Annotated in this window: 18 protein-coding genes; 2 read left to right on the top strand and 16 right to left on the bottom strand. The window is 33.6% G+C overall.

All coding sequences use genetic code 11. The features are described from left to right. Positions 1-831: 831 nt before the first annotated feature. The 7 genes from dgoD to BR44_RS01040 all read right to left on the bottom strand — a co-directional run bounded on the left by dgoD (position 832) and on the right by BR44_RS01040 (position 8939). Positions 832-1977, bottom strand: coding sequence for a galactonate dehydratase (gene dgoD, locus BR44_RS01070; protein WP_034549850.1), 1146 nt, complete (start codon positions 1975-1977; stop codon positions 832-834). Positions 1978-1998: 21 nt separating this feature from the next. Further along, positions 1999-3402, bottom strand: coding sequence for a PTS galactitol transporter subunit IIC (locus BR44_RS01065; RefSeq protein WP_051912435.1), 1404 nt, complete (start codon positions 3400-3402; stop codon positions 1999-2001). Between the two features lie 24 nt (positions 3403-3426). Continuing rightward, the gene (locus BR44_RS01060; RefSeq protein ID WP_034549847.1) at positions 3427-3702 is read right to left on the bottom strand and encodes a PTS sugar transporter subunit IIB; all 276 of its coding nucleotides are present in this window, start codon (positions 3700-3702) and stop codon (positions 3427-3429) included. 21 nt (positions 3703-3723) lie between these two features. Continuing rightward, positions 3724-4182, bottom strand: coding sequence for a PTS sugar transporter subunit IIA (locus tag BR44_RS01055; protein ID WP_034549845.1), 459 nt, complete (start codon positions 4180-4182; stop codon positions 3724-3726). Between the two features lie 41 nt (positions 4183-4223). Next, positions 4224-4844 (bottom strand): bifunctional 4-hydroxy-2-oxoglutarate aldolase/2-dehydro-3-deoxy-phosphogluconate aldolase, encoded by a 621-nt coding sequence (locus BR44_RS01050; RefSeq protein WP_034549842.1) that lies wholly within the window; start codon positions 4842-4844, stop codon positions 4224-4226. 54 nt (positions 4845-4898) lie between these two features. After that, positions 4899-7496: a sigma 54-interacting transcriptional regulator gene (locus BR44_RS01045; protein WP_211249856.1), complete on the bottom strand. Its 2598-nt coding sequence runs from the start codon at positions 7494-7496 to the stop codon at positions 4899-4901. Between the two features lie 555 nt (positions 7497-8051). Continuing rightward, positions 8052-8939: a LysR family transcriptional regulator gene (locus tag BR44_RS01040; RefSeq protein ID WP_034549837.1), complete on the bottom strand. Its 888-nt coding sequence runs from the start codon at positions 8937-8939 to the stop codon at positions 8052-8054. Between the two features lie 117 nt (positions 8940-9056). Between BR44_RS01040 and BR44_RS01035 the strand changes: the two genes are divergently transcribed. After that, complete coding sequence (locus tag BR44_RS01035; RefSeq protein ID WP_211249855.1) at positions 9057-10082, top strand: YeiH family protein; 1026 nt, start codon at positions 9057-9059, stop codon at positions 10080-10082. A 65-nt stretch (positions 10083-10147) separates the two neighbouring features. Here the strand turns inward: BR44_RS01035 and BR44_RS01030 are convergent, their stop codons facing one another. Both BR44_RS01030 and BR44_RS01025 read right to left on the bottom strand, forming a co-directional pair. Continuing rightward, a complete protein-coding gene (locus tag BR44_RS01030; RefSeq protein WP_034549835.1) occupies positions 10148-10954 on the bottom strand; it encodes a Cof-type HAD-IIB family hydrolase in 807 nt (268 codons plus the stop codon). A gap of 133 nt (positions 10955-11087) precedes the next feature. Then, positions 11088-11351 (bottom strand): hypothetical protein, encoded by a 264-nt coding sequence (locus tag BR44_RS01025; protein WP_034549823.1) that lies wholly within the window; start codon positions 11349-11351, stop codon positions 11088-11090. Positions 11352-11658: 307 nt separating this feature from the next. On the opposite strand from BR44_RS01025, the gene BR44_RS01020 reads away from it, so the two are divergent. After that, positions 11659-12618: an IS30 family transposase gene (locus tag BR44_RS01020; protein ID WP_034549820.1), complete on the top strand. Its 960-nt coding sequence runs from the start codon at positions 11659-11661 to the stop codon at positions 12616-12618. A 257-nt stretch (positions 12619-12875) separates the two neighbouring features. Here the strand turns inward: BR44_RS01020 and BR44_RS01015 are convergent, their stop codons facing one another. From BR44_RS01015 to BR44_RS00990, 7 genes are all read right to left on the bottom strand, one after another. Beyond that, positions 12876-14108, bottom strand: coding sequence for an Nramp family divalent metal transporter (locus BR44_RS01015; RefSeq protein WP_034549818.1), 1233 nt, complete (start codon positions 14106-14108; stop codon positions 12876-12878). Between the two features lie 69 nt (positions 14109-14177). Next, positions 14178-14321, bottom strand: coding sequence for a hypothetical protein (locus BR44_RS11435; protein WP_156954860.1), 144 nt, complete (start codon positions 14319-14321; stop codon positions 14178-14180). A 694-nt stretch (positions 14322-15015) separates the two neighbouring features. Beyond that, the gene (locus BR44_RS01010; protein WP_034549815.1) at positions 15016-16239 is read right to left on the bottom strand and encodes an amidohydrolase family protein; all 1224 of its coding nucleotides are present in this window, start codon (positions 16237-16239) and stop codon (positions 15016-15018) included. 26 nt (positions 16240-16265) lie between these two features. Then, positions 16266-17591: a citrate transporter gene (locus tag BR44_RS01005; protein WP_425393568.1), complete on the bottom strand. Its 1326-nt coding sequence runs from the start codon at positions 17589-17591 to the stop codon at positions 16266-16268. Positions 17592-17620: 29 nt separating this feature from the next. Then, a complete protein-coding gene (gene arcC, locus BR44_RS01000; protein WP_034549810.1) occupies positions 17621-18574 on the bottom strand; it encodes a carbamate kinase in 954 nt (317 codons plus the stop codon). Next, on the bottom strand, positions 18574-19443 hold the full coding sequence (locus tag BR44_RS00995; protein WP_034549807.1) for an oxamate carbamoyltransferase subunit AllH family protein: 870 nt from the start codon (positions 19441-19443) through the stop codon (positions 18574-18576). The genes arcC and BR44_RS00995 overlap by 1 nt, the downstream gene beginning before the upstream one ends. 108 nt (positions 19444-19551) lie before the next feature. Continuing rightward, positions 19552-20814, bottom strand: coding sequence for a YlbE family protein (locus BR44_RS00990; protein ID WP_034549805.1), 1263 nt, complete (start codon positions 20812-20814; stop codon positions 19552-19554). Positions 20815-20818: the final 4 nt, after the last annotated feature.

Below are 20818 nucleotides of genomic sequence, written 5' to 3'. Positions count from 1 at the left end.
CCCCATTTATTATTTGTACAAATAAGACCAATTATTTTTATTTAGATCTGTTAATAGTTTATTGCCATTCTCAATAATAAACATAATTGTTTCTGCATCGTACTCATTCTCAATTTTTCCTTATCTAATAACATCTTAATTACTTTTATTTCACTTTTCGTTAATTACAGCATATTCTCCTCTTTCTTGCAAACACTTACATATATTTTATAACTAACTTTGTCTAAAAACAAGACAACTTCATCACACTTGTCTTGTAAACGTGTACTACAGTTGCCATTATAAACTATCGATTGAAGATGAGCCATTACATTAAGTCAACATAAAAAACCATATCTCACCCGTCTAGTATCATCATACAGATAAAGAAATGAAAGGTTTTTAAAATTAAATGCTGTGGTCAAACGATAAGTGATTTAAACGTATTTTTAGATTCTATTAATAAAAGTCCACCAATCTTCTGAAGAAAATTTTTCGTTGTGGGATCTCGGAACCTTTAAATCCAAGCTCTCTATATACTTTATTAATTTTCTTTACTATTAACCATTTAGTTAACTGACATATTTTTCTGAACGACATCATTTACCACTTTGATATCGTTGTTCATTTTTATTCTTTGATTTTATAAAAAAACTACCAAGAGAATATTTTAGCTAGATTTTCTTTTACTGAATTTTCAATTATACTTGGAATTTCTTTCGTTTCCAATGTAAAATATATTTGGGTCATATGATTGCCTCCTAATATATTTTTAACTATAAAAATACAATTGATTATATTAAAAAGGCTGAAAAAATTCTTCAGCCTTTTTCTTTCTTTATTTATATTTGTTTACCATTCTGCTATGGTACCATCATAGTGTTTCCACTGAGGATTTGTCCAAATTAGACCTTCTTGAGAAATATCTTCAATTAAATCTTCATTTAATTCTAAACCAAGACCTGGTTTAGACGGAAGATCAACGAAGCCATCTTTATATTGAAAAACTTCTTTGTTATGAACGAAATCTAATAAATCAAATCCTTTATTATAATGAATTCCTAAACTTTGCTCTTGAATAAAAACATTTGGCGTACAAGCATCAACTTGAAGTGTTGCAGCTAATGCAATCGGCCCATATGGTGCATGTGGTGCAACAGCTACATCGTAAGCTTCAGCCATTGCTGCTATTTTCTTAGTTTCTAAAATACCACCAACTAAAGCAACATCTGGTTGAATAATATCTATACTTCCTTGTTTGAAGATATTTTTAAATGCCCATCTAGTATATAAACGTTCTCCAGTTGCTAATGGTGTAGCTACATGGCGTGCAATCTCAGAGAAAGCTTCCTCGTTTTCTGGCAAAACAACCTCTTCTAAAAACATAGGTTTCAATGGTTCAAGTTCTTTAGCTAATACTTTTGCCATTCCTTTATGGACTCTGCCATGAAAATCCACAGCAACTTCCATTTCATATCCTAATTTTTCGCGTATTGAAGCAACCCTATCTACTACTTTTTGTACTTCTTTAAATGAATCGATGTAATGTAATTCTTGAGTTGCGTTCATTTTCACAGCTCTAAATCCTCTGTCGTAACGATCCATTGCTTCAGTAACTACATCTTCAGGTCTATCGCCACCGATCCAAGAATACACTTTAATGTTGTCACGTGCAGCCCCACCTAATAACTCGTAAACGGGAACATTAAAATACTTACCCTTGATATCCCATAAAGCCATCTCTATACCAGATACAATCGTTCCATTTATTGGTCCGCCTCTAAAAAATGAGCGGTGAAGTTCTTGCCACAATCTTTCAATCTCAAACGGATTACGACCAATAATTCTTTTACCCATTTCATATGCTCCAGAGACAACTGTTTCTGTTTTTGTACCAGAAATCATTTCTCCCCAACCTTCGATACCTTCATCTGTACTTATCTTTATAAAAATCCAGCGTGGCTTAATTTTGTAGACTTTAACATCTGTAATTTTCATTGTTCACCCTCCATTTAATAATCATATAGCTTGTTCTTCTATTTCCATTTCATTTTTTTCTCTCTGTTCTCTAGCTTGTCTCGCTTTAGGCTTCATAACTTCAAAGTAATACCAGAAAATTGCTATGATAAAAATCATGGCAGGCAATGTTACTAGTAATGGACCAACAAAAGCAAAGAATACTAAGAAACTATGAGTTAAGCTAGTTGCTGAAAATGATGAGATTAATAGAGCGCCACCTGCAACCGCTACCTCAATACCCACTGAACCTGCAAGTTCTGTAAGAATAGGGGCTGTAATTGTACCTGCATATAAAATAGCTGCACTAGTTGTTAATCCAATAATGATATTTTTGAAGAAATTTCCTCTTGTAAGAGCAACGACTAATGCAATTCTAAAAGGAATAATCGCTAAGTCAGCAAAAGGTAACATTCTATTCCCTGGTAGAATAAATGCAAGTCCAATAGTTAAAGGAATTAAAATTAATGCAGTAGTAATTACATCTTGATTTCCTACTACAACCGCTGCATCTAAACCGATAAATAATTTTCTATCTTTAAATTTCTTCTGAGACCAGTCTTGCGCCGCTTCTGAAATGGGCATTAATCCTTCAACGAATAAAGAAGTCATTTTAGGAATAATAACCAATACAGCAGCCATACTTACACCTAATTGCAATGATGTGGTAATATCGTACCCACCTAATAATCCAATAGCCGAACCTAATATTAAACCTAAAACCATCTGATCTCCGAAAAACCCAAGATATTTTTGAACATCTTTAAGAGTGACATTAATTTTATTTATGCCAGGAATTCTATCTAACAACCAATTTAAAGGCCAAGCAAGCACTAATGTTGAAGTTGCTGATACTGTTGGTAATGAAACTCCAGGTATACCAAAGAATTTTTCAATCATTGGTTGAGACCAATCTGCTATCTTAAAGGTTGTAATTGCCATTACAACTGAGGCTCCAATACCAAGCCAAATGTTTTTTGTAACATAATGAACCATTATTCCAACAATTGCCATATGATGATAATTCCAGATATCAACATCTAATGTATTGGTTGTTTTAGTCAACAGCATAATGATATTAACTGCAAATATTGAAAGTACAAGAAACACAATGATAGGAGAAGACCAAGTAACAGCCGCAATAGAGCCCCAACCTACATCTAATACATCTAAGTTTATTCCAATATTATCTACCATCGCTTGAGAAGCAGGGCCTAAGTTTGCGGCCATGTAATCTAGCAGTAATCTGATCCCAGCAAAACCAATTCCTAATGTCAAACCAGATTTAAATGCTTTTCCTAATTTTAAACCAAAAAATAACCCAATAACGGTAATAATAACGGGTAACATTACTGTTGGCCCAGCTCCAATAAGCCAATCAAATCCTGACATTACTGCATTCCACATAGTATTTCCTCCTGAATCAATTTTTTATTTTAAATAACTTATAATTTCTTTTAAAGTCTCTTCTTTACCAATCCCAGTTAATAAAGATAAACCGGCTACAACAGGTGTATTAACCTGTCCGCCAAATTGACCAGTTGTTACAACTAAATCATAATTATCTCCTTTCCCAGGAACCTCCATCAATTTACATTGTTCAGTTTTAATATCTACTCCTTCTTTTTCAGCATAATCTCTTATTTTTGAAGCTACCACAGTTGATGTTGCAATTCCGTTTCCACAAGCTACTAATACTCTTTTCATAATAAATTCCTCCTGCTATTTTTAATTTAAGTATGGTTCTAACATAGTTAATACTTTATTTTTATCTGTCATTTTCGTAATTTCTCTTGTTAATGTATCATTTTGAATAATTGAGACAACTTTTTGCAACATTTCTATCTGACCATGTGCTTCTTTTATGGCTAACATCATAACAATCTGTACATCTAACTCTTTTTCAATATTTTCCATTGAACAAAACTTCGCAGAATTTTTTAGCATACCGATAGCAATAGTTGTTTTATGAACTAACTCATTATCTGCATGAGGAATAGCAATATTTACACCTAAGGAAGGCAAGCCAGTAGGGTATATTTTTTCTCTCTCTATAATGGCTTTTGGATATTCTGGTTTAACATAATCATGTTCAAGTAACTTATTCGACAAAAAATTCAAGATGTCTTCTTTTTTTTCAAAGTCTAAATCAATAAAGACTAAATTTTTATCGAGCTTCAATTTCATCTGTGCCTCCACTCCTTTCCTTTAATTCTAAAAATTTGCTGTTATTTAAAAACTTTATTTTCAAATAACAATAAAGATTCTTTTAGTCCTTTACTGTTTTGAGTTAAAATATCTCCTTTATTAAAAATCCCTGAAGCTATACCTACATAATCAGCACCATTTTCAAAGAAGCTAACCGTATTATCTAAAGTAACTCCTCCAACAGCCATTAAAGGAAGTTTTCCCAACGGAGCTTGAATATCGTTGAAAAATTTTTCCCCAACAGTGTTAACTGGAAATATTTTTATAATATCTGCACCATTCATTTTAAGTTCCATTACTTCTGTTGGCGTCATAGCTGCTGGGATACTTAAAACACTTTTTTGTTTACATATTTCTAAGATTTCTCTACTTAACTTAATAGGAGATAATATAAATTTAGCTCCTGCATCTATAGCATTATTTGCATCTTCTAAAGATAATATGGTACCAGCACCTATATAAAAATTATTTCCATACTCTTTCGATATCTTATTTATAGTTGTAAAAACATCTGGAGAATTTAATGTAATTTCAAGCGCATAGTGATCATGCTTACCTTTTAAAACATCCATAACCGTTTTAACCTGTTCGTATTCATAGCCGCGTAAGATAATAGTAACTTTTGGAAAGATGTTTTTCATTTTTCCACCTCCTCTGTTACTTTTATATAAGCAAGTACCATGCCAACTTTTGGCTTATAATGTTATATCGGTTAAAATAGAATGAATCACTTCTTTTGTAGTAGCCTCTTCAAGCAGCTGGAAAATGTTGCCTTTGTAAAGGATTTTATATAAATCTTCTATTTCTTTCCCATTATCTTCAGTCAATGCAAGAAGAAAAACAAACCTCACGTACTGATTACTTTCCCATAATATAGGTGTGGCTAATTTCGTGATTGAGATGGCTGGTTTTGTGATATACTTACTCTCACCATGTGGAATTGCTATTCCTCCTTCTAAAAAAGTATTGCCCATCGTTTCTCTTTTATAGACACTTAAGATATAATCACTCGTTACTTTTCCTTCTTTTATTAATTTGTTTGTCATCTTATCAAGAACATCATTCTTTGTAACAAATTCATTTTCAATATCAATTAAATCCATATCTATATAATTTCCTAGGGTGTTTTCTCTATAAATTTTCCCTTTATCACTTAAAAGTTTTAGTAATTTATTGCTTTTATTTAAAAGTTCTTCAGCTGATATAAAAGATACGTTATTATACTTAGGATTGATTGTTCCTACTATTGCAACAATTTCATTTGAATGACTGATTTTATCTAAGGTCACAGAAGTTTCTTCTTTAGTGAAAAAGCCAATAGGTATTATCTTAATTTCATCAGTATAATTAATAATTGAAGTTTCAATATAATTTTTCAATACTTTAGCTGCACCTTCTCCTGTTAAACACAATGTCACAATTACTTTTTCTCTTTCTATCGGAGAAATAAAAGTACTTCCAGTTAAAAATTGTTTTGAATCAATCTCATCAGCAAGTTTATCCAATGTGTCTTCAGGCAATAGAGAACGTCTAACAGATTCTATCACCATTAATGTATCGACTCTTCCAACTACTCGAACGGGGACACCTGTTCTTGCTGCAATAATATCTCCAAATAAGATTAATGATCCCATATCAGCTAATATAAGAACTCCTTTTCCTTGATCAGCATTTTTTACTATTGGAATTGTTTTTTCTAGCATTAAGTTTGGAGAATCTGTCAAATCCATTTCTAATCCAACTGCATGATTTACACCTAATAATTTATTCGCTACATCTACCATTCCTTTTGCTACATTCCCATGAGAAAGTACAACAATCCCTATTTTCACATTTTCACTTTGTATTAGACCTTTAAAATTTTTAAGATACATAGCTATAAATCCAATTTCATCTTGAGGTAAACTAATACTGTATTCTATATCAATAAGTTCTTTAATAAGGATGCCCACTTTAAATTCTTCTTTGTAGTCTTTTTTTATCTTTTCTAAATTTGGATTTATCGTTTCTTTATTGGAAAGAAATCTATTAATAGCAGAATTTAAGTGAATAGAAAGCGGGAAAATTAACTTACTATCTAAATTCCCAAAATAATTCGTCGCTATTTTAAAACCTGTTTTCGTCGTTTCTAAAAGTCTAGAACCGATGATGTTTTTTAAAATTTCATAATCTATTTCTTCTTTGTAGTTCATTGTGGAAAGACGTTGCATTTCTCCTTCAATTCTTTTGCTTAAAATTGAACTAATTTTAGATTCCTTATAATTCTCCAATTTCATTGTCTGATAAGTATTTTCAATAAAATCATAAATTGTCTCTGTTTGTATAGGCGTTGAGATTACTTTCATTTCTTCGCTTTTTTTACTGTCACTCTCATTAATAATCAAATCTTTTTGGCTAAATAAATAAACCTCTTCATTAAAATCATTTTTTTCAATTATTTCTTCAATTATCTGCTTGGGTAAATCTTGAAAGTTTATATTAATTTTTTTTTGTTGATTTATTGTGGCATGAAGAAATCCTTTTGCAGATGTTGCCTGTATATCACTTTTTAGTTGTCCTATGTTTCCTTTACACGAATATGATAAAAGCGATTTTATTACATCTCTTTTTATTTTAAATGATTTATTTACACGTTTACTTTCATTTTCAAAAAACATTTTTATGAAATCAAATTTTTCACTGATTGTTCTTTCATGATAGCTAGGCATTTCTATGTTTATAGGAATTCTTCTTCTAAAAGTTAGTAACAATGTTTTTGAAGGATCTTCTGTAGTTGCTCCTATTAAAAGCAACTTACTTTTTCTTGTTAACTCGGTTTCTCCTAATCTTCTATATAAATTTTGATCTAAAAGGTAAAATAGAATTTCTTGTCCTTCGGGTGGCAAACGATGAATTTCATCTAAGAATAAAATCCCTCCATTACATATTTCTACAAGGCCTTTTTTATCTTCTATTGCTCCTGTAAATGCACCCTTTACATATCCAAAAAGTTGAGAAAGCAATAACTGGGGGTTTTCTGCATAATCTGCACAGTTAAATATTTCAAAACGAACAGTATCTTTGAAATTTTTTGTCGTTTTACTATATTCATACATCTTTTGTGCAACAAAACTTTTTCCGGAACCAGATGGTCCAACAATAAGAGTGTGCAATCCCCTTGGAGGATAAAGAATAGATGCTTTGGCTTGATTAATTTGTGTTTTCAAACTATCATTTGATCCAATCAGACCTTCAAATGGATCAACTTCTACTTTGGGTTTAAGTACTTCAGGAACAAGTAATTTCTTTTGCACATCTTTTCGGTATTTGCTTACCGAAGACCTTGTGATACTGAAACCGCATGCATTTAGTTTTTCGGTTAATTTTCTTTCAGATATCTTTGGTTGTTCTGTTAAAACACTAATAATTTCAAATTCTAATAATTCTTTTCGTCGAGTTCTCGAATCTGGAATATTTTCTTCAGTTCTCAAATTTGTTATATTTTCTCTAAAAGTATTTAATAATTTAGCAAGTTCGATATCAGTATAAGGTTGATGAGAATCTTCATTTTCTATAATATTTTTTAATTTATTCATCATTGTTATGAGCTCCTTTTATTTACATAAATTATTTAATTATACAATAATGAGGTATAAATATAATTACGTATAATTACTTTTGAACAATAAGTAGAATTATAATTTAATTCGTAGTAAATTTATTCCCTATTGTTTTTTCTTTGCATCATTATCTTTTAAGAACGCTTTCATTCGTTGTCATTTTAATCGCTTAGCAGCTAAAAAGATAGAAATAAAACATCACATTACCTACACAAATTAAATGCCAAAATATAACGTGATCAAAAAAGCTCACCTATTTCGAGGGAATAAGTGACTAAAGTTTTGTGCAATCTCCATTCCTTTTACATTCGCAGATTTAAGATAGATCAAATGAAAAGGGTGTTCAATAACAAAGTCTATTATCTTAATTTCTTTTAATGACCCATTTCCAAGTTCTTCTTCAACAGCATTCCGGTATAAAAAAGTAATCCCTAAATCCTTTTTTACTAGCTCCTTAATAGAAGAGATGTTGCCGATCATCATTGTTTTAATAAAACTATCTATATGGATACTTTTATTTTTCAGAGCTGTTTCTAAAATCAAACGTGATCCAGATCCAACTTCTCTTATCAATAATTGATGTGAAAACAATTCATTCATGGGTTGTTTTTTTTTCCATAACGGATTACTTTTAGCACAAACTGCAATAAATGATTCATCTGAAATTTTACGGAAACCAAATAAGTGTTGATTAAATTCTCCTTCTACAAAAGCAAAATCAATTTTCCCGTGTTCTAGATATTCAACCAAAGAAGTCGTATTATCAACTAACATCGAAAGGTTGTGAGTTGGATAAGCATGTATATACTTTTCAATCAATTCAGGCATCACATATTCACCAATGGTTAGAGTAGCACCAAATGTAAAAGAAGGAGCTTCTTCTTTTGGAGCCAATTTACTTTGAATTTGAAGAATTTCTTTTTGTAGCAGTAATAGGTCTTTTTGTAATTGTTGCCCTTTTTTAGTTAGGGTTAATTGCCTGTTTTCATAATGAACCAATTCGACTTTCAATTCATTTTGTAAGTATTGAATGTGTTGGGTTACCGCTGGTTGTGTAATATGTAATTTTTTTGCAGTATGAGTGTAGTTCATTTCTTCTGCAAGTGTTAGAAATGTTTGGTAGCGATAATCTAACATAACTCTCTTCCTTTCTATAAATATATCTTATACATAGATAATATATGATTATTTTAACTTATGCAATTTTAAGTGTAAACTAATAACTATAGGAAATGGGACAAAAGGAGATCGGTTATGATTCAAAAAGTAATGGAAAAAGCAAAATTTATTTTACCAGGTTTAATGATAAGTGTCATCATATCCATTATTAGTCAAGGGTTAGCGCTCTTTATACCCACATTAGGAGCGGCTCTTATTGCTATTTTTTTAGGTATCCTACTTGGCAATACTCTTTTAAACCACCCTCTATTAAGTACTGGGACGAAATTTTCTGAAAAAAGTTTATTAGAATTTTCCATTGTCTTGAACGGACTGATTCTTAATTTTCAGATTATCAAGCAAGTTGGTTTTACAGGATTTACTTTTATCCTATTTCAAATGGTTGTTACTATCATTGCCGCTTACTGGATTGGACGGTATTTGAAATTCGGCAAGAAATTCTCCTTATTAATGGGAGCTGGTAATGCGGTCTGTGGTTCTTCTGCTATTGGGACAATATCGCCTGTTATCGATGCTGATGAAAAAGATAAAGGATTATCAATTACCATTGTTAATGTAACCGGTACTCTTTTAATGGTTACTTTACCTATTCTTTCAGCTATCCTCTACAAAGATGAAACTGTTCAAACGTCTGCGCTAATTGGTGGAACAGTTCAGTCCATAGGCCAAGTTATTGCTTCAGCAAAAATAGTTAGTGACGATGTAGCTAATCTAGCGATTGTTTTTAAACTGATGCGTGTCTTACTGCTTATTGGTGTCGCTTTGCTTTTCGGAAAAATGAATTTTGAAAAAGATAAGTCTTTATTTTCCAAATCAACGAACGTACATAAGAACACTAAAAGTTCTGCTGGTGTTCCTTGGTTTATTATTGGATTCTTTTGTTTATTCTTATTAAGAAGTTTTGTATCGCTACCAGATTTTATGGTTACGAGTGCTCAAACCATCAGCAATCAATTTGAAATAGCTGCTTTAGCTGCTATTGGGTTACGTGTTAAGTTTTCTGATATTGTTAAAGAAGGACCAAAAACGCTACTTTATGGATTATTAGTCGGGCTGACACAAGTCCTATTAGCTATTTCTTTAATTTTCTGGTTATTTTAAACGACTAGTTGGTTAACATAAACAAGCGTTTCGCCAGTTAACATTCACTGACGAAACGCTTATTTTTAGTTTAATGCCCATTGATAGATAGCATGGGCAACGCCATCTTCTTCGTTAGACTTAGTTTCATATTTGGCCGCTATTTTAATGGTTTTAGTGGCATTCCCCATCGCAACACTTTCAACAACAGCATTCATCAGATCAATATCATTTTCGCCATCGCCAATGGCCATAACCTCTTCCATTGGAATACCTAGTAGTTCAGCCAATCCAATTAACGCATCACCTTTATTGGCTTTTTTAGGCAATACTTCAAAAACATAGGGTAAACTTCTAATAGGATAGAATTTTTGATACAGTTCATCAGGTACCACTTGAACAAACCGATCAAGTTCTGCAGGTTCTCCTACAAACATTGCCTTATAGATGACCATGTCTTTAGGAATATCTTTTACATCTAAATGGATAGGTTCCATTCCTAAAATGGTTGCATCAAACATTAATCTGTCGGTTTTTTCTCCCGTATAAAAATAATGTGATTTATCAAAAAAAGTTAAATTTAATGCATAATCTTTGCGGATGCATTCAATTTCACTTAGTTCAGCATGTTCCAATATATGACTGTAAACAATTTCTTGTGTATTGGTTTTTTGAACCAATGTCCCATTTAAAGAAATCACATAATCTTCTTTATCCGGTAAATCCAATTGTTCAATATAGGGGTATACTGCCTTTGATGGTCTCCCAGTGCACAAAACAATTTTTATTCCTGATTCAATAGCATCAAAAATAGCTTTTTGCACATTCTTTGTAATTTGGTGGGCATTATTTAGTAAAGTTCCATCCATATCAATGGCAATTAATTTAATCAACTCTATCTACTCCTTTATTTCCTCAATCATCTTTATTTAATATACCATACTTCTATTTATTACCCTCCTAAAATTTATTTAGTTAAATCAAAAAAAGCCAACTGCAAAGTTGTCTTTTCATTGATCAAACCACTTAATTTTTTCCTAAACGGTTAGGTTGATAGATAAATTTCCCATCATTCGATTCGATCAGAATGCTTAGTTTGAACTTAGACATCATGAATCCTCCAATAGCCTCTTTTGTATAAAAAACATCAGTTGGAAACATTTCTGTTGGGGATTTAACTTTAATTTCAAAAAAACCACTTATATCGGTTTCTACAAAAATTAAATCTGAACTGGTCTGCAATTCTTTGATCTCATCTTCAGTTAAGTCTTCAATATTTCCTTGATTCATTTTGTTTTTCTCCCATCACTAAGAGTCTTTAGGAACAAGTTTTATTAACTTAGATTAAATGAAATTGTGTTCATTGTCAAGAGCGCTTGAAGTTAGCTAATAGCGGTTAATGCTCCTTGTTCTTTTCTCTAGTCGTCCGTTTTAAATCTGAATTATTCATAGTGTATTTTTACAGAATTTTTTTATTGCTACCAAAAAAGATAGTTTTAATATCGTGGATTGTAAGATTAAGCTATACAAATAAAAAAGCCATTCGTGATACACTCTAATTGTATTTCCAACCATAGAAAACAAGGAGTGATCACAAATGACCTATACCCATATTACCATGGATGAACTAGTGATGATAGAAGCTTATTACCATCAAGGTATTCCAGTTGCTAAAATAGCTGCTTACTTGAATCGTACTCGAACACCGATTAATAATGTTATCAGGTTCTTCAGAGCAGGACATACAGCTTTCGAGTATTACCTACGGTATAAGAAAAACAAGAAGCAGTGTGGACGCGAAAAAGTTGTTTTACCAGAAGAACAACATCTTTATATCAAGGAAAAAGTAGCTGAAGGCTGGACGCCTGATGTCATTATTGGCCGTAAAGAAATGACAATAGACTGTTCCGTACGAACACTTTATAGACAATTTAAAGAAAAAACATTCGATGAAGCTACCCTTCCAATGAAAGGGAAAAGAAAGCCTAACGGACATCAAGAACGTAGAGGTAGACAAGCTTATAAACGAAATATCTCTGAAAGAATAATAGATTATCCAACATTTAAAGAAGAATTTGGTCATATCGAAGGAGATACCATTGTAGGTGTCCGCCACAAAAGTGCGGTCATTACTCTAGTAGAGATTTTATCGAAAGCTATCATTACCTTAAAGCCCAAAGGGCGTAAAGCCTGCGACATTGAGAGTGCTATGAATCAATGGTTCCAATCCATACCAAAAAAATTATTCAAATCAATTACTTTTGATTGCGGTAAGGAGTTCTCCAACTGGAAATCTTTGTGCAACCAGCATGATGTCGCTATCTACTTCGCTGACCCTGGAACGCCTTTACAACGAGCTTTAAACGAGAATTCTAATGGGCTTCTTCGAAAAGATGGATTGCCAAAAGAAATGGATTTCAACGAAGTTGATCAGGCTTTCGTATCGTCTGTTGCACACAAACGGAATATAATTCCAAGAAAGTCATTAAATTACCAAACACCGCTGGAAGTTTTTATGAGTTACATGGATGAAGATATTTTGTATAGCTTAATTTGACAAATCAGATATACTAATTCTTATAATGTACTTTTAGCTTATCATTCATTATTTGTGAACATAAACAAGTTTTTAAACCGTTTTTCCCAACTTATCCATCTGAAAGAAAGAAATACTTTTCAATAAAAATGTGGTTTGTTCGCTATCAATAGCTTCTTTTAACAACACACTATTTCCTCCTATTGGATCAGTTTCAACCATTTTTTGTAGTGCTTACTCATTTGCTTTCGACTTTTGTTACTAGCCTCTTTTTTATATTAGGCTAGTAAATTTGAAAGGGTTCCGTATAATCCCAACATTCCAATAGCCAATGTAACAACAACAGCTATTAATCCTAGTATATTTTGTAAGAGAGTATTTGTATATTTGCCCATGATGATCTTACTATTTGAAACAACCAACAATAATACTGCAAAGAATGGTAAAAAAAACCCACTAGTTGCTTGAGCAAAAATTATAATTTGTGTGGGTTTGACATCAGCTATCGCAAAAGCAGTACCAAAGATAACAACAATAGCCCCCATTGTTTTAGCTTTGTTGTCTTCTATTCCTTTTTCCCAGTTAAAAACGCTAGCCAAAATTGTTTTTAATATGAAAGGGATAGCAATAGCTGAAGATAGTCCAGCTGCGAAAATGCCTAAATCTCCGACAACTCTTGCCCAATCGCCCAGAATAGGTTCAAGTTGAGTAGAAAATACAAGTGGGCTTGTTACTTCAGTTCCAGTTTCAAATAAAAGAGCCGCACTTGTTGTCAACATTGAAAAGGTGATTAATCCACCGATTAAAATATTCACTTTAATATCAAATCGCGCTTCTACTAATCCCTCAGGTGTGTTCCATTTATTCTTTGATGTAATTGAGTGAAGCACCAAATTGATAGCAATCAAACTCGTTCCGATAAGTGCCATCGTCGTTACTACACCACCATCTGGCATAGTCGGTAAAAATAATCCTTTCACCATTGCTGGTATGTCTGGTTTCACTAAAATCATCGTGATCACAAAGATAAAGCCCATTGCACTTACAAATAATAGCATAATTTTTTCTAAGATTTTAGTTGTTCCCATCAATGCTGTCGTCATAACAATGGCTCCTACAATTAGAGCAGCACTACTTTTTGAAATACCAAATGCATCTCCAAGACCTAATGATGCTCCAATTTCATTGCCACTCTGGAAACCAAAACAAGTAATGACTACTGCCAATAAAACTAATCCTTTAATGAAGATGCCCCAACCTTTACTTTCAGTATGCATCTCTTCTGCTGCACGAATAGCATCTCTTCCAGAAATAATACCGATACGAGAACTCATCTCCATTAATACCATTAAAGCAATGATTGAAAATAATACCGCCCAGAGAAGTTGATACCCGTAATTTGCTCCTGCAATGGTCGTTGTTGTAATGGTTCCAGGTCCTATAAAAGCACTTGTTATGATTGCTGCAGGACCCATATTTTTCAATTTATTGCTGAATGATTGTTTAGTCATATTATCCCTCCATTTTAGATTTCCACATATTAGAACTAATTATTTTACATCACCTGTTTCATTATTACTTTATAAACCAGTTTTTTCTGCAAATGCGATAAGTACCTTTTCAAACATGTTCATCAGAGCTCTGTAGCTATCGCAAAAACCTCCAACATCTCCTATTTCCATAATGACACTATCACCACTATCACCATTGATATGTTCTTTCATAGGCTTTGACTTACTCTAATGACGATAGGGTTAGCGCTTCCCTTTTTAGCCTATTCAGATAATACAGTAGAATTTTTCATTGTTTCTTTATTGTGATCTGTTTCAGTCTTAGCGGCTGCATACTTCACACTCTTTATAAGAGAATGTTTAATTGAACTCACCATAAGAATAACTGAGCCCTACTAGCTATTTTTATTTGCTTTGTTATAGCTAACCATACCTGTTGAAACCTCAAACATTTTTAGTATTTACATCAGCTAGTTCTATCGGAAATCGCTTATATAAAGTGAGATGTGAAAAAACAATCATAGTCCTAATATTCCTATGTAAAAATTCGTCGGTCGCTGTATTAAATAAATAGCTCATGAATAAATCAAGGATGACTTATTCATGAACTAATATTATTTTATAGAACCATTTTTATCACTGTTAAAGAAATAGTGTCTCAAAAATACAAACTCATAAAATGGCTGTTCCCCTATCTTTTCTTCTTTGCTATAACTTCACTTTAATCATACCGGTTGGGTTAGCCTATCTGATTTACGAAACCGGACAAGTTCTCAAATTTTTCTTTCTGGTTCATCCATTTTAGTATGGCCGTAAAGAGATTGACAAGTTTCTCCATTGATACGCTGAAAAGGAGCATCAGAAATGATTGGTAGTAGCTATCGCTACAATTTATGAATCATTCAGGTTAACGGTGAATAATGGTTTCTTTTGTGTTTTCAACCGTTACTTTCCCATTTTTAATTACAAATAGTCTTGTAGGAATATCAATGATCGCATTCTCTTTAACTTTAGTATCTAGTAAGACAACATCTGCTTTGTTGCCAACTGCAATACCATAATCCGTTAAACCGATTGCTTTTGCAGGGTTGTCTGTGATCATTGGTAAGACGGTTTTCAAATCATTTGCTCCACCTAAATGAGCTACTGGAATAGCCAACATAGCTGTTTGTAAAATATCGCCATTGCCATAAGGTGTAAAGGCATTACGAATGTTATTTGTTGCGATACACATGTTTACTCCGCCATCTCTTAACTTACGAATAGGGGTAACGGCTCTTCTAACATTGTATTCATCATTACGAGCACCTAAATGTAAATCTGTTGCAGGCAATGCCATAATGCTAATACCGGCTTCAGCTATCATCGCAATAATAGGGTCTAATTCTGCTTTTGGTAAAGCGTGAAGGGCTGTCATGTGACCAGTAGATACTCTCCCTTGGTAACCTTCTGCGATTGTTTTTTTACACAAGTATTCAATAGACATATTAGTTGCTTCATCACTAAACTCAGCGTGTAAGTCAATGGGCTTATTGTATTTTTTAGCAATTTCAAAGACGATATCAATGTGCTCTTTAGCTGGTGCATCGTTGTAAGGAATTCCCCCTACAACATCTGCTCCCATTTCCATCGCTTCATACATCATCTCTTCTGTACCTGGCATTTTAATGATCCCTTCTTGTGGGAATGCCACAACTTGGATATCCACTAAATTTTTGTATTCTTCTTTTAATTTCAAAATTGTTTCAAATCCTGTAAAACCTTGTGCTGGATCGAATTCTGAATGCGTTCTAATAGTTGTTACACCATAAGGGATAATCATTTCTAGCGTTCTCTTAGCACGATCGTAGATATCTTTTTTTGTAAAAGTTGGTTTCAGTTCTGCAGTTACACTGATGGCTTCTTTTAATGTTCCAGAGTTATTTGGTTTACGATCAGCAATTAGCGCTTTATCTAGATGAAGATGACTTTCGACAAAACCTGGTAATAAAACTCTTCCTTTTGCATCGATAACACGCTTGGCTGATTCTGTAATTGCTTCTTCAATAGCAGTGATCTTTCCATCTTGAATGGCTACATCTTTCAAACTTTCACCATCGTTTAAAAGTACGTTCTTTAATAAAATATCCATAATCAAATCTCTCCTTTATTATTTTATTATGCAAACACTAATGAGATAATTAATAGCATTACAGAAGCTAACGAAATCCATTTAACATTTCCTTTAACAACTTCTAGAATTGGAATGCTAAATCCTGAAGATAAAGCTTGCATAGTAATGTTAACAAAACTCATTTGACTACCAAAACCAACACCAATCGTAACGAAACCTAATGCCAATGGTGTGAAACCTAATGAAACGGCAACGGGTAATACCAATGTTAGAATTGATCCGACATACGCACCAGCTGGAATACCGATTAAAATACCGGTTAAAACGGCAACAGGTACAACGAGTGCTGCAGGAGCTGATTCAGCTACACCCGCGATAACAGCAAATGTTCCTGTCTGACCAATCACGTTAATAAATCCTAAGAAAATACCAACTTGGAACAAACGAGTTAAGATATAAGTAGATCCATCAATCATTGCTTCAACTGTTTCATTCATACTGAATTTAGAGAAGAAGAAAATTAAAGCAAGCGTGACAACCATATAAACTAGAGGTGTGAAAATAGGGTAGCCGACTAAGTTATTAACAACTGGTCCTAAGATAACAGCAAATAATAAGAAGATTGCTGGTAGAGTTAGTTTAAATAATTGACCATTTGATAAACTTGAATAATCATCATTTGCTTCTTCTTTGAAGCCTAAGTTGCGACGTTTTGTACCAAAAAATGCTAATAAGATAGCAACGGCAACAAAGAATAACCAATAAGGACGCATAGTAGCAACGTATTCACTTACAGGGAAATCACCTAATTTTGAAACGATACTAGACTCTAGTGAAGCTGGTGATGTTGTAAAAGAGACAGCTGCTGCTAATGACATAGCGGCAATCAATTCTGGAACAACTCCGACTGCAGCGAAGGCTAACGGTGCGATAACCATGGCACTTCCTCCACCAATACCGGACATATAAGTTGCAGCAGCTGTCAATATAACAATAAAGGCTGAAACGTATTCTACTTTCCCTTTTGTACCTCTTTTAGCTAATGTTAAAGCGGCAGTATACCCACCTGATTTAAACACAGCCATCGCAATAGCAGAGTTAACAATCGGAACAGTGATGGTAAGCATAGTAGGAATAGCTGCCAAGAATTGGGCATTGACTTCTGCTAGACCAATTCCGCCAATAACCATGGCCAATGCTCCACCTGCTAAACCAGCGATAATCATATCTACTTTTAAGAATAATAACGTTAAAACGACGATTAAAGGAACAAGAGTAACAATGGCCATAAATCCAGTGGGTGCTGTAACTGCATCAATTCCTGCAGCAAACACGGTTAATGGTGTTATGATAGCTACTGCTGCGTACATGATTAAAAGAACGAGTTTTTTTGTCAGTTTCATATTTTTCCACTCCCTAATATAATTCTTGTTCCTGAAAAACCAGCTAAAGCATCAACAGCGTTTTCTAAAGAACAAATAATAGCTTCTTTACCATTTGATGCAAATGCAATGGCAGCTTCCATTTTTGGTCCCATACTTCCAGCTGCAAAATGTCCTTCTGAGACGTATTGATTGGCTTCTTCTACAGTAACCCTTTCTAATTTTTTTTGGTTCGGCTTGCCGTAATTTAAATAAACATTGTTCACGTCTGTCAAGATCATGAATACATCAGCAGCTACTTGTTCTGCTAATCTTAAACCAGATAAATCTTTATCGATAACAGCTTCTATACCTGATAGCATGCCTTTTTCATCGGAAACTACTGGAATACCACCGCCACCTGTAGAAATAACAACGGTATTATTCTCGATTAACGTTTTAATCGATTCAACACCATGAATTTTTTTAGGTTGTGGAGAAGCAACGACTCTACGGTAACCGCGGCCTGCATCTTCTACCATGTCCCATCCTTTTTCAACGGTTAGTTGCTTTGCTTCTTCTTCAGTATAAAATACACCAATTGGTTTTGTTGGATTTTGGAAAGCCACATCTGAAGCATCAACTTCTGTTTCTGTTAAGACAGTCACAACCTTTCCTGAGATATTTTTTTGAAGCAACGCATTTTTCAATGATTGTTCCATCATGTATCCGATAAACCCTTGAGATTGTGCACTTAACACATGCAAAGGCAATTGTGGTACCACATCTTTTGCTTCCTCATTTTGTCTCAAAATATTTCCGACTTGAGGACCATTTCCATGAGTAATAATGACTTGATATCCTGCTTTCTTAACATCTGAAATAGAATCTGTACTAATGTCTACGTTTTCCATTTGGTTTTCAAATGTTGCTTTTTGATTCGGTCTTAAAATGGCATTTCCACCAAGAGCGATAACGACACGTTTTCCCATTATAATCTTAAACCCCTTTTTTTTGTTAGTATTCCGAAAAGCATTCCGGTCATGGTATCCAAACCTGACGTACTCCCATTTGTCAGGATATTTTTAAAATCTACTTTAATTTGATTTCCACTATGCTGTTCACCCAGTTCTCCAACAAAAGATACAATCCTTGTACTGTATTTGTGTTGAGCGGCATAACGTAAATACGTTTCTGCAACAATAGTCGTTAGGCTTTTTGTCTCCAACAGTTCTAGAAGAATGCTACGAAAACGTTTATCTAATAGCGGATAAGCTGAATCAATACTCAACAAGCCTACTAATAAATCATCTCCTGAAGGTGTTAGTCCCATGCCACGTCCTATGAAGTAAAGCATACTACTTTTTAGGACCTTTTCTTCATTTGAAAAAAGGCCAGCACAATTTTTTATAAATAGTTCATCATAATCCAATGCATTTAAAAATAATGGCAATGGCTGTTTGAACCCATTTTGTTCTTTATTCTTTTCCGCTTCATTTAAGACCAATTCAATTTGATCTAAACTGATGTTTTGCTGCAAAGGTAAAACTGAATCATAAAAACGAATGTAATCGAATGATAATACGATACGATTGGTTTTCAATTGTTTCTTTTTGGAATCATAATAAAATAGGTCTGCTACTTTAATCTCTTTTAATACCGTTTTCGTATCCTTAGCAGAAAGATGTAAAGAAAATGGCAGTTCTCCATTTTTATCCGTACCAATAAAAAGTAGCTGCTTACCAGTCATTAAGTTAAAACCATTCTTAAAGATACTGTGAACTTGCCAAAAAGAAGTTGTTTCTTGGTTTGTTTGCACTTGTTCTTTTAATTGTTTTGACATCTTTTGAATAAAAATCATAGTAACCCTCTTTAAAAAAACAAGATAAAAAATGAACCAGTGAGCGACTAAGAATTTTACTTATTCTATTCACTCACTAGTCATCATTTTACAAATTTTTGTTCAGTTTTAACTATTCATACCTAATTTTCTTGCGTAAGCTGTAACTGCTTTTTCAAAAGCTTCAATTGGAGGGTTAACTGTTCCAGCACCAATTTGACCTCTGCCAGCAACTTTGTTAGCAATACCTGTGTTGATTACTGGTAAAATACCTGTTGCTACAACTTTTCTTGCATCAATCCCTAACACAATTCCTTTAAAGTCCCAGGTTGGAATTGGGAAGTTCGTATTGTGGCTAACTGTGATTTCAGTCATGTCATTGCTTGTTTTCAATGCATCATTAAAACCACCAGTACCAACAAAGCGAGTAACAGCTGGAGCAGCAACCATTGCCATTCCACCAACACCAAATGTTTCTGTTATTGAGCTATCCCCAATATCTGGATTTGCATCATCTTCAGAGAAACCAGAGAAGTAAAGTCCTTTTGGTGTGTTAACAGGTCCAGTGAACCACTCGTCTCCCATACCACTGATACGGATACCAAAGTTTTCACCATTTCTTGTCATAGCTGTTACGATTGTTCCTTCTTCAATCATTCTTGCTCCATCCATAACAACTTTAGCAGCTGCCATCATTGGGTTTAAGAAGAATTGATCGGTATCTGCTAAGAAGACTAAAACATCTTGGCGATCTTTTTCGTTCATATCGATCTCAGACATAACTGGAACAACTTCTTTTAAGAAGTTTAGTGAAGCAGCGATATTACGTTGGTGGAACTCATCTCCCATTGCAATTGATTTTGCAATGATAACGTTCAAGTTCATACCTTCGTCCATTTTGTTTAATACTTTGCTTAATGCAGGTCCTAAGATATCACGCATCCAACGTAGACGAGTAACAACTTCTTCGCTATAAGCACCGAAGCGTAAAACAGCGCCAATCCCTTCATTTAACGTACAGTAAGCACGATTGCCATCTGTTCTGTTTTCTACAACTAAAACAGGCATGTTGCCAGACGTGATACCACCCATTGGTCCAACAGCATCTACGTGATGACAAGGAATAAAGGATACTTCGCCCCTATCAAGCATTTCTCTAGCTTCTTCTTCAGTTGTAGCCCACTCTTCGAACAGTGAAGCTCCAACACATGAGCCCTTCATTGGATCAGTCATATTTTCATATTTAATTGGCGGTCCAGCATGTAATAATACTTTTCCATTCAATTCTTTGATAACCGTTTTTGCCGGTACAACATCTAATAAAAATGGAGCACCTGCTACAATTTTGTCAATGACAGCTTGGTTTGCTTCGTCAATTGTTTTATAATTCATTTTT

The organism is Carnobacterium funditum DSM 5970 (assembly GCF_000744185.1).
GTDB classification, from domain to species: Bacteria; Bacillota; Bacilli; order Lactobacillales; family Carnobacteriaceae; genus Carnobacterium_A; species Carnobacterium_A funditum.
This window is presented reverse-complemented; position numbering and strand designations above follow the sequence as displayed.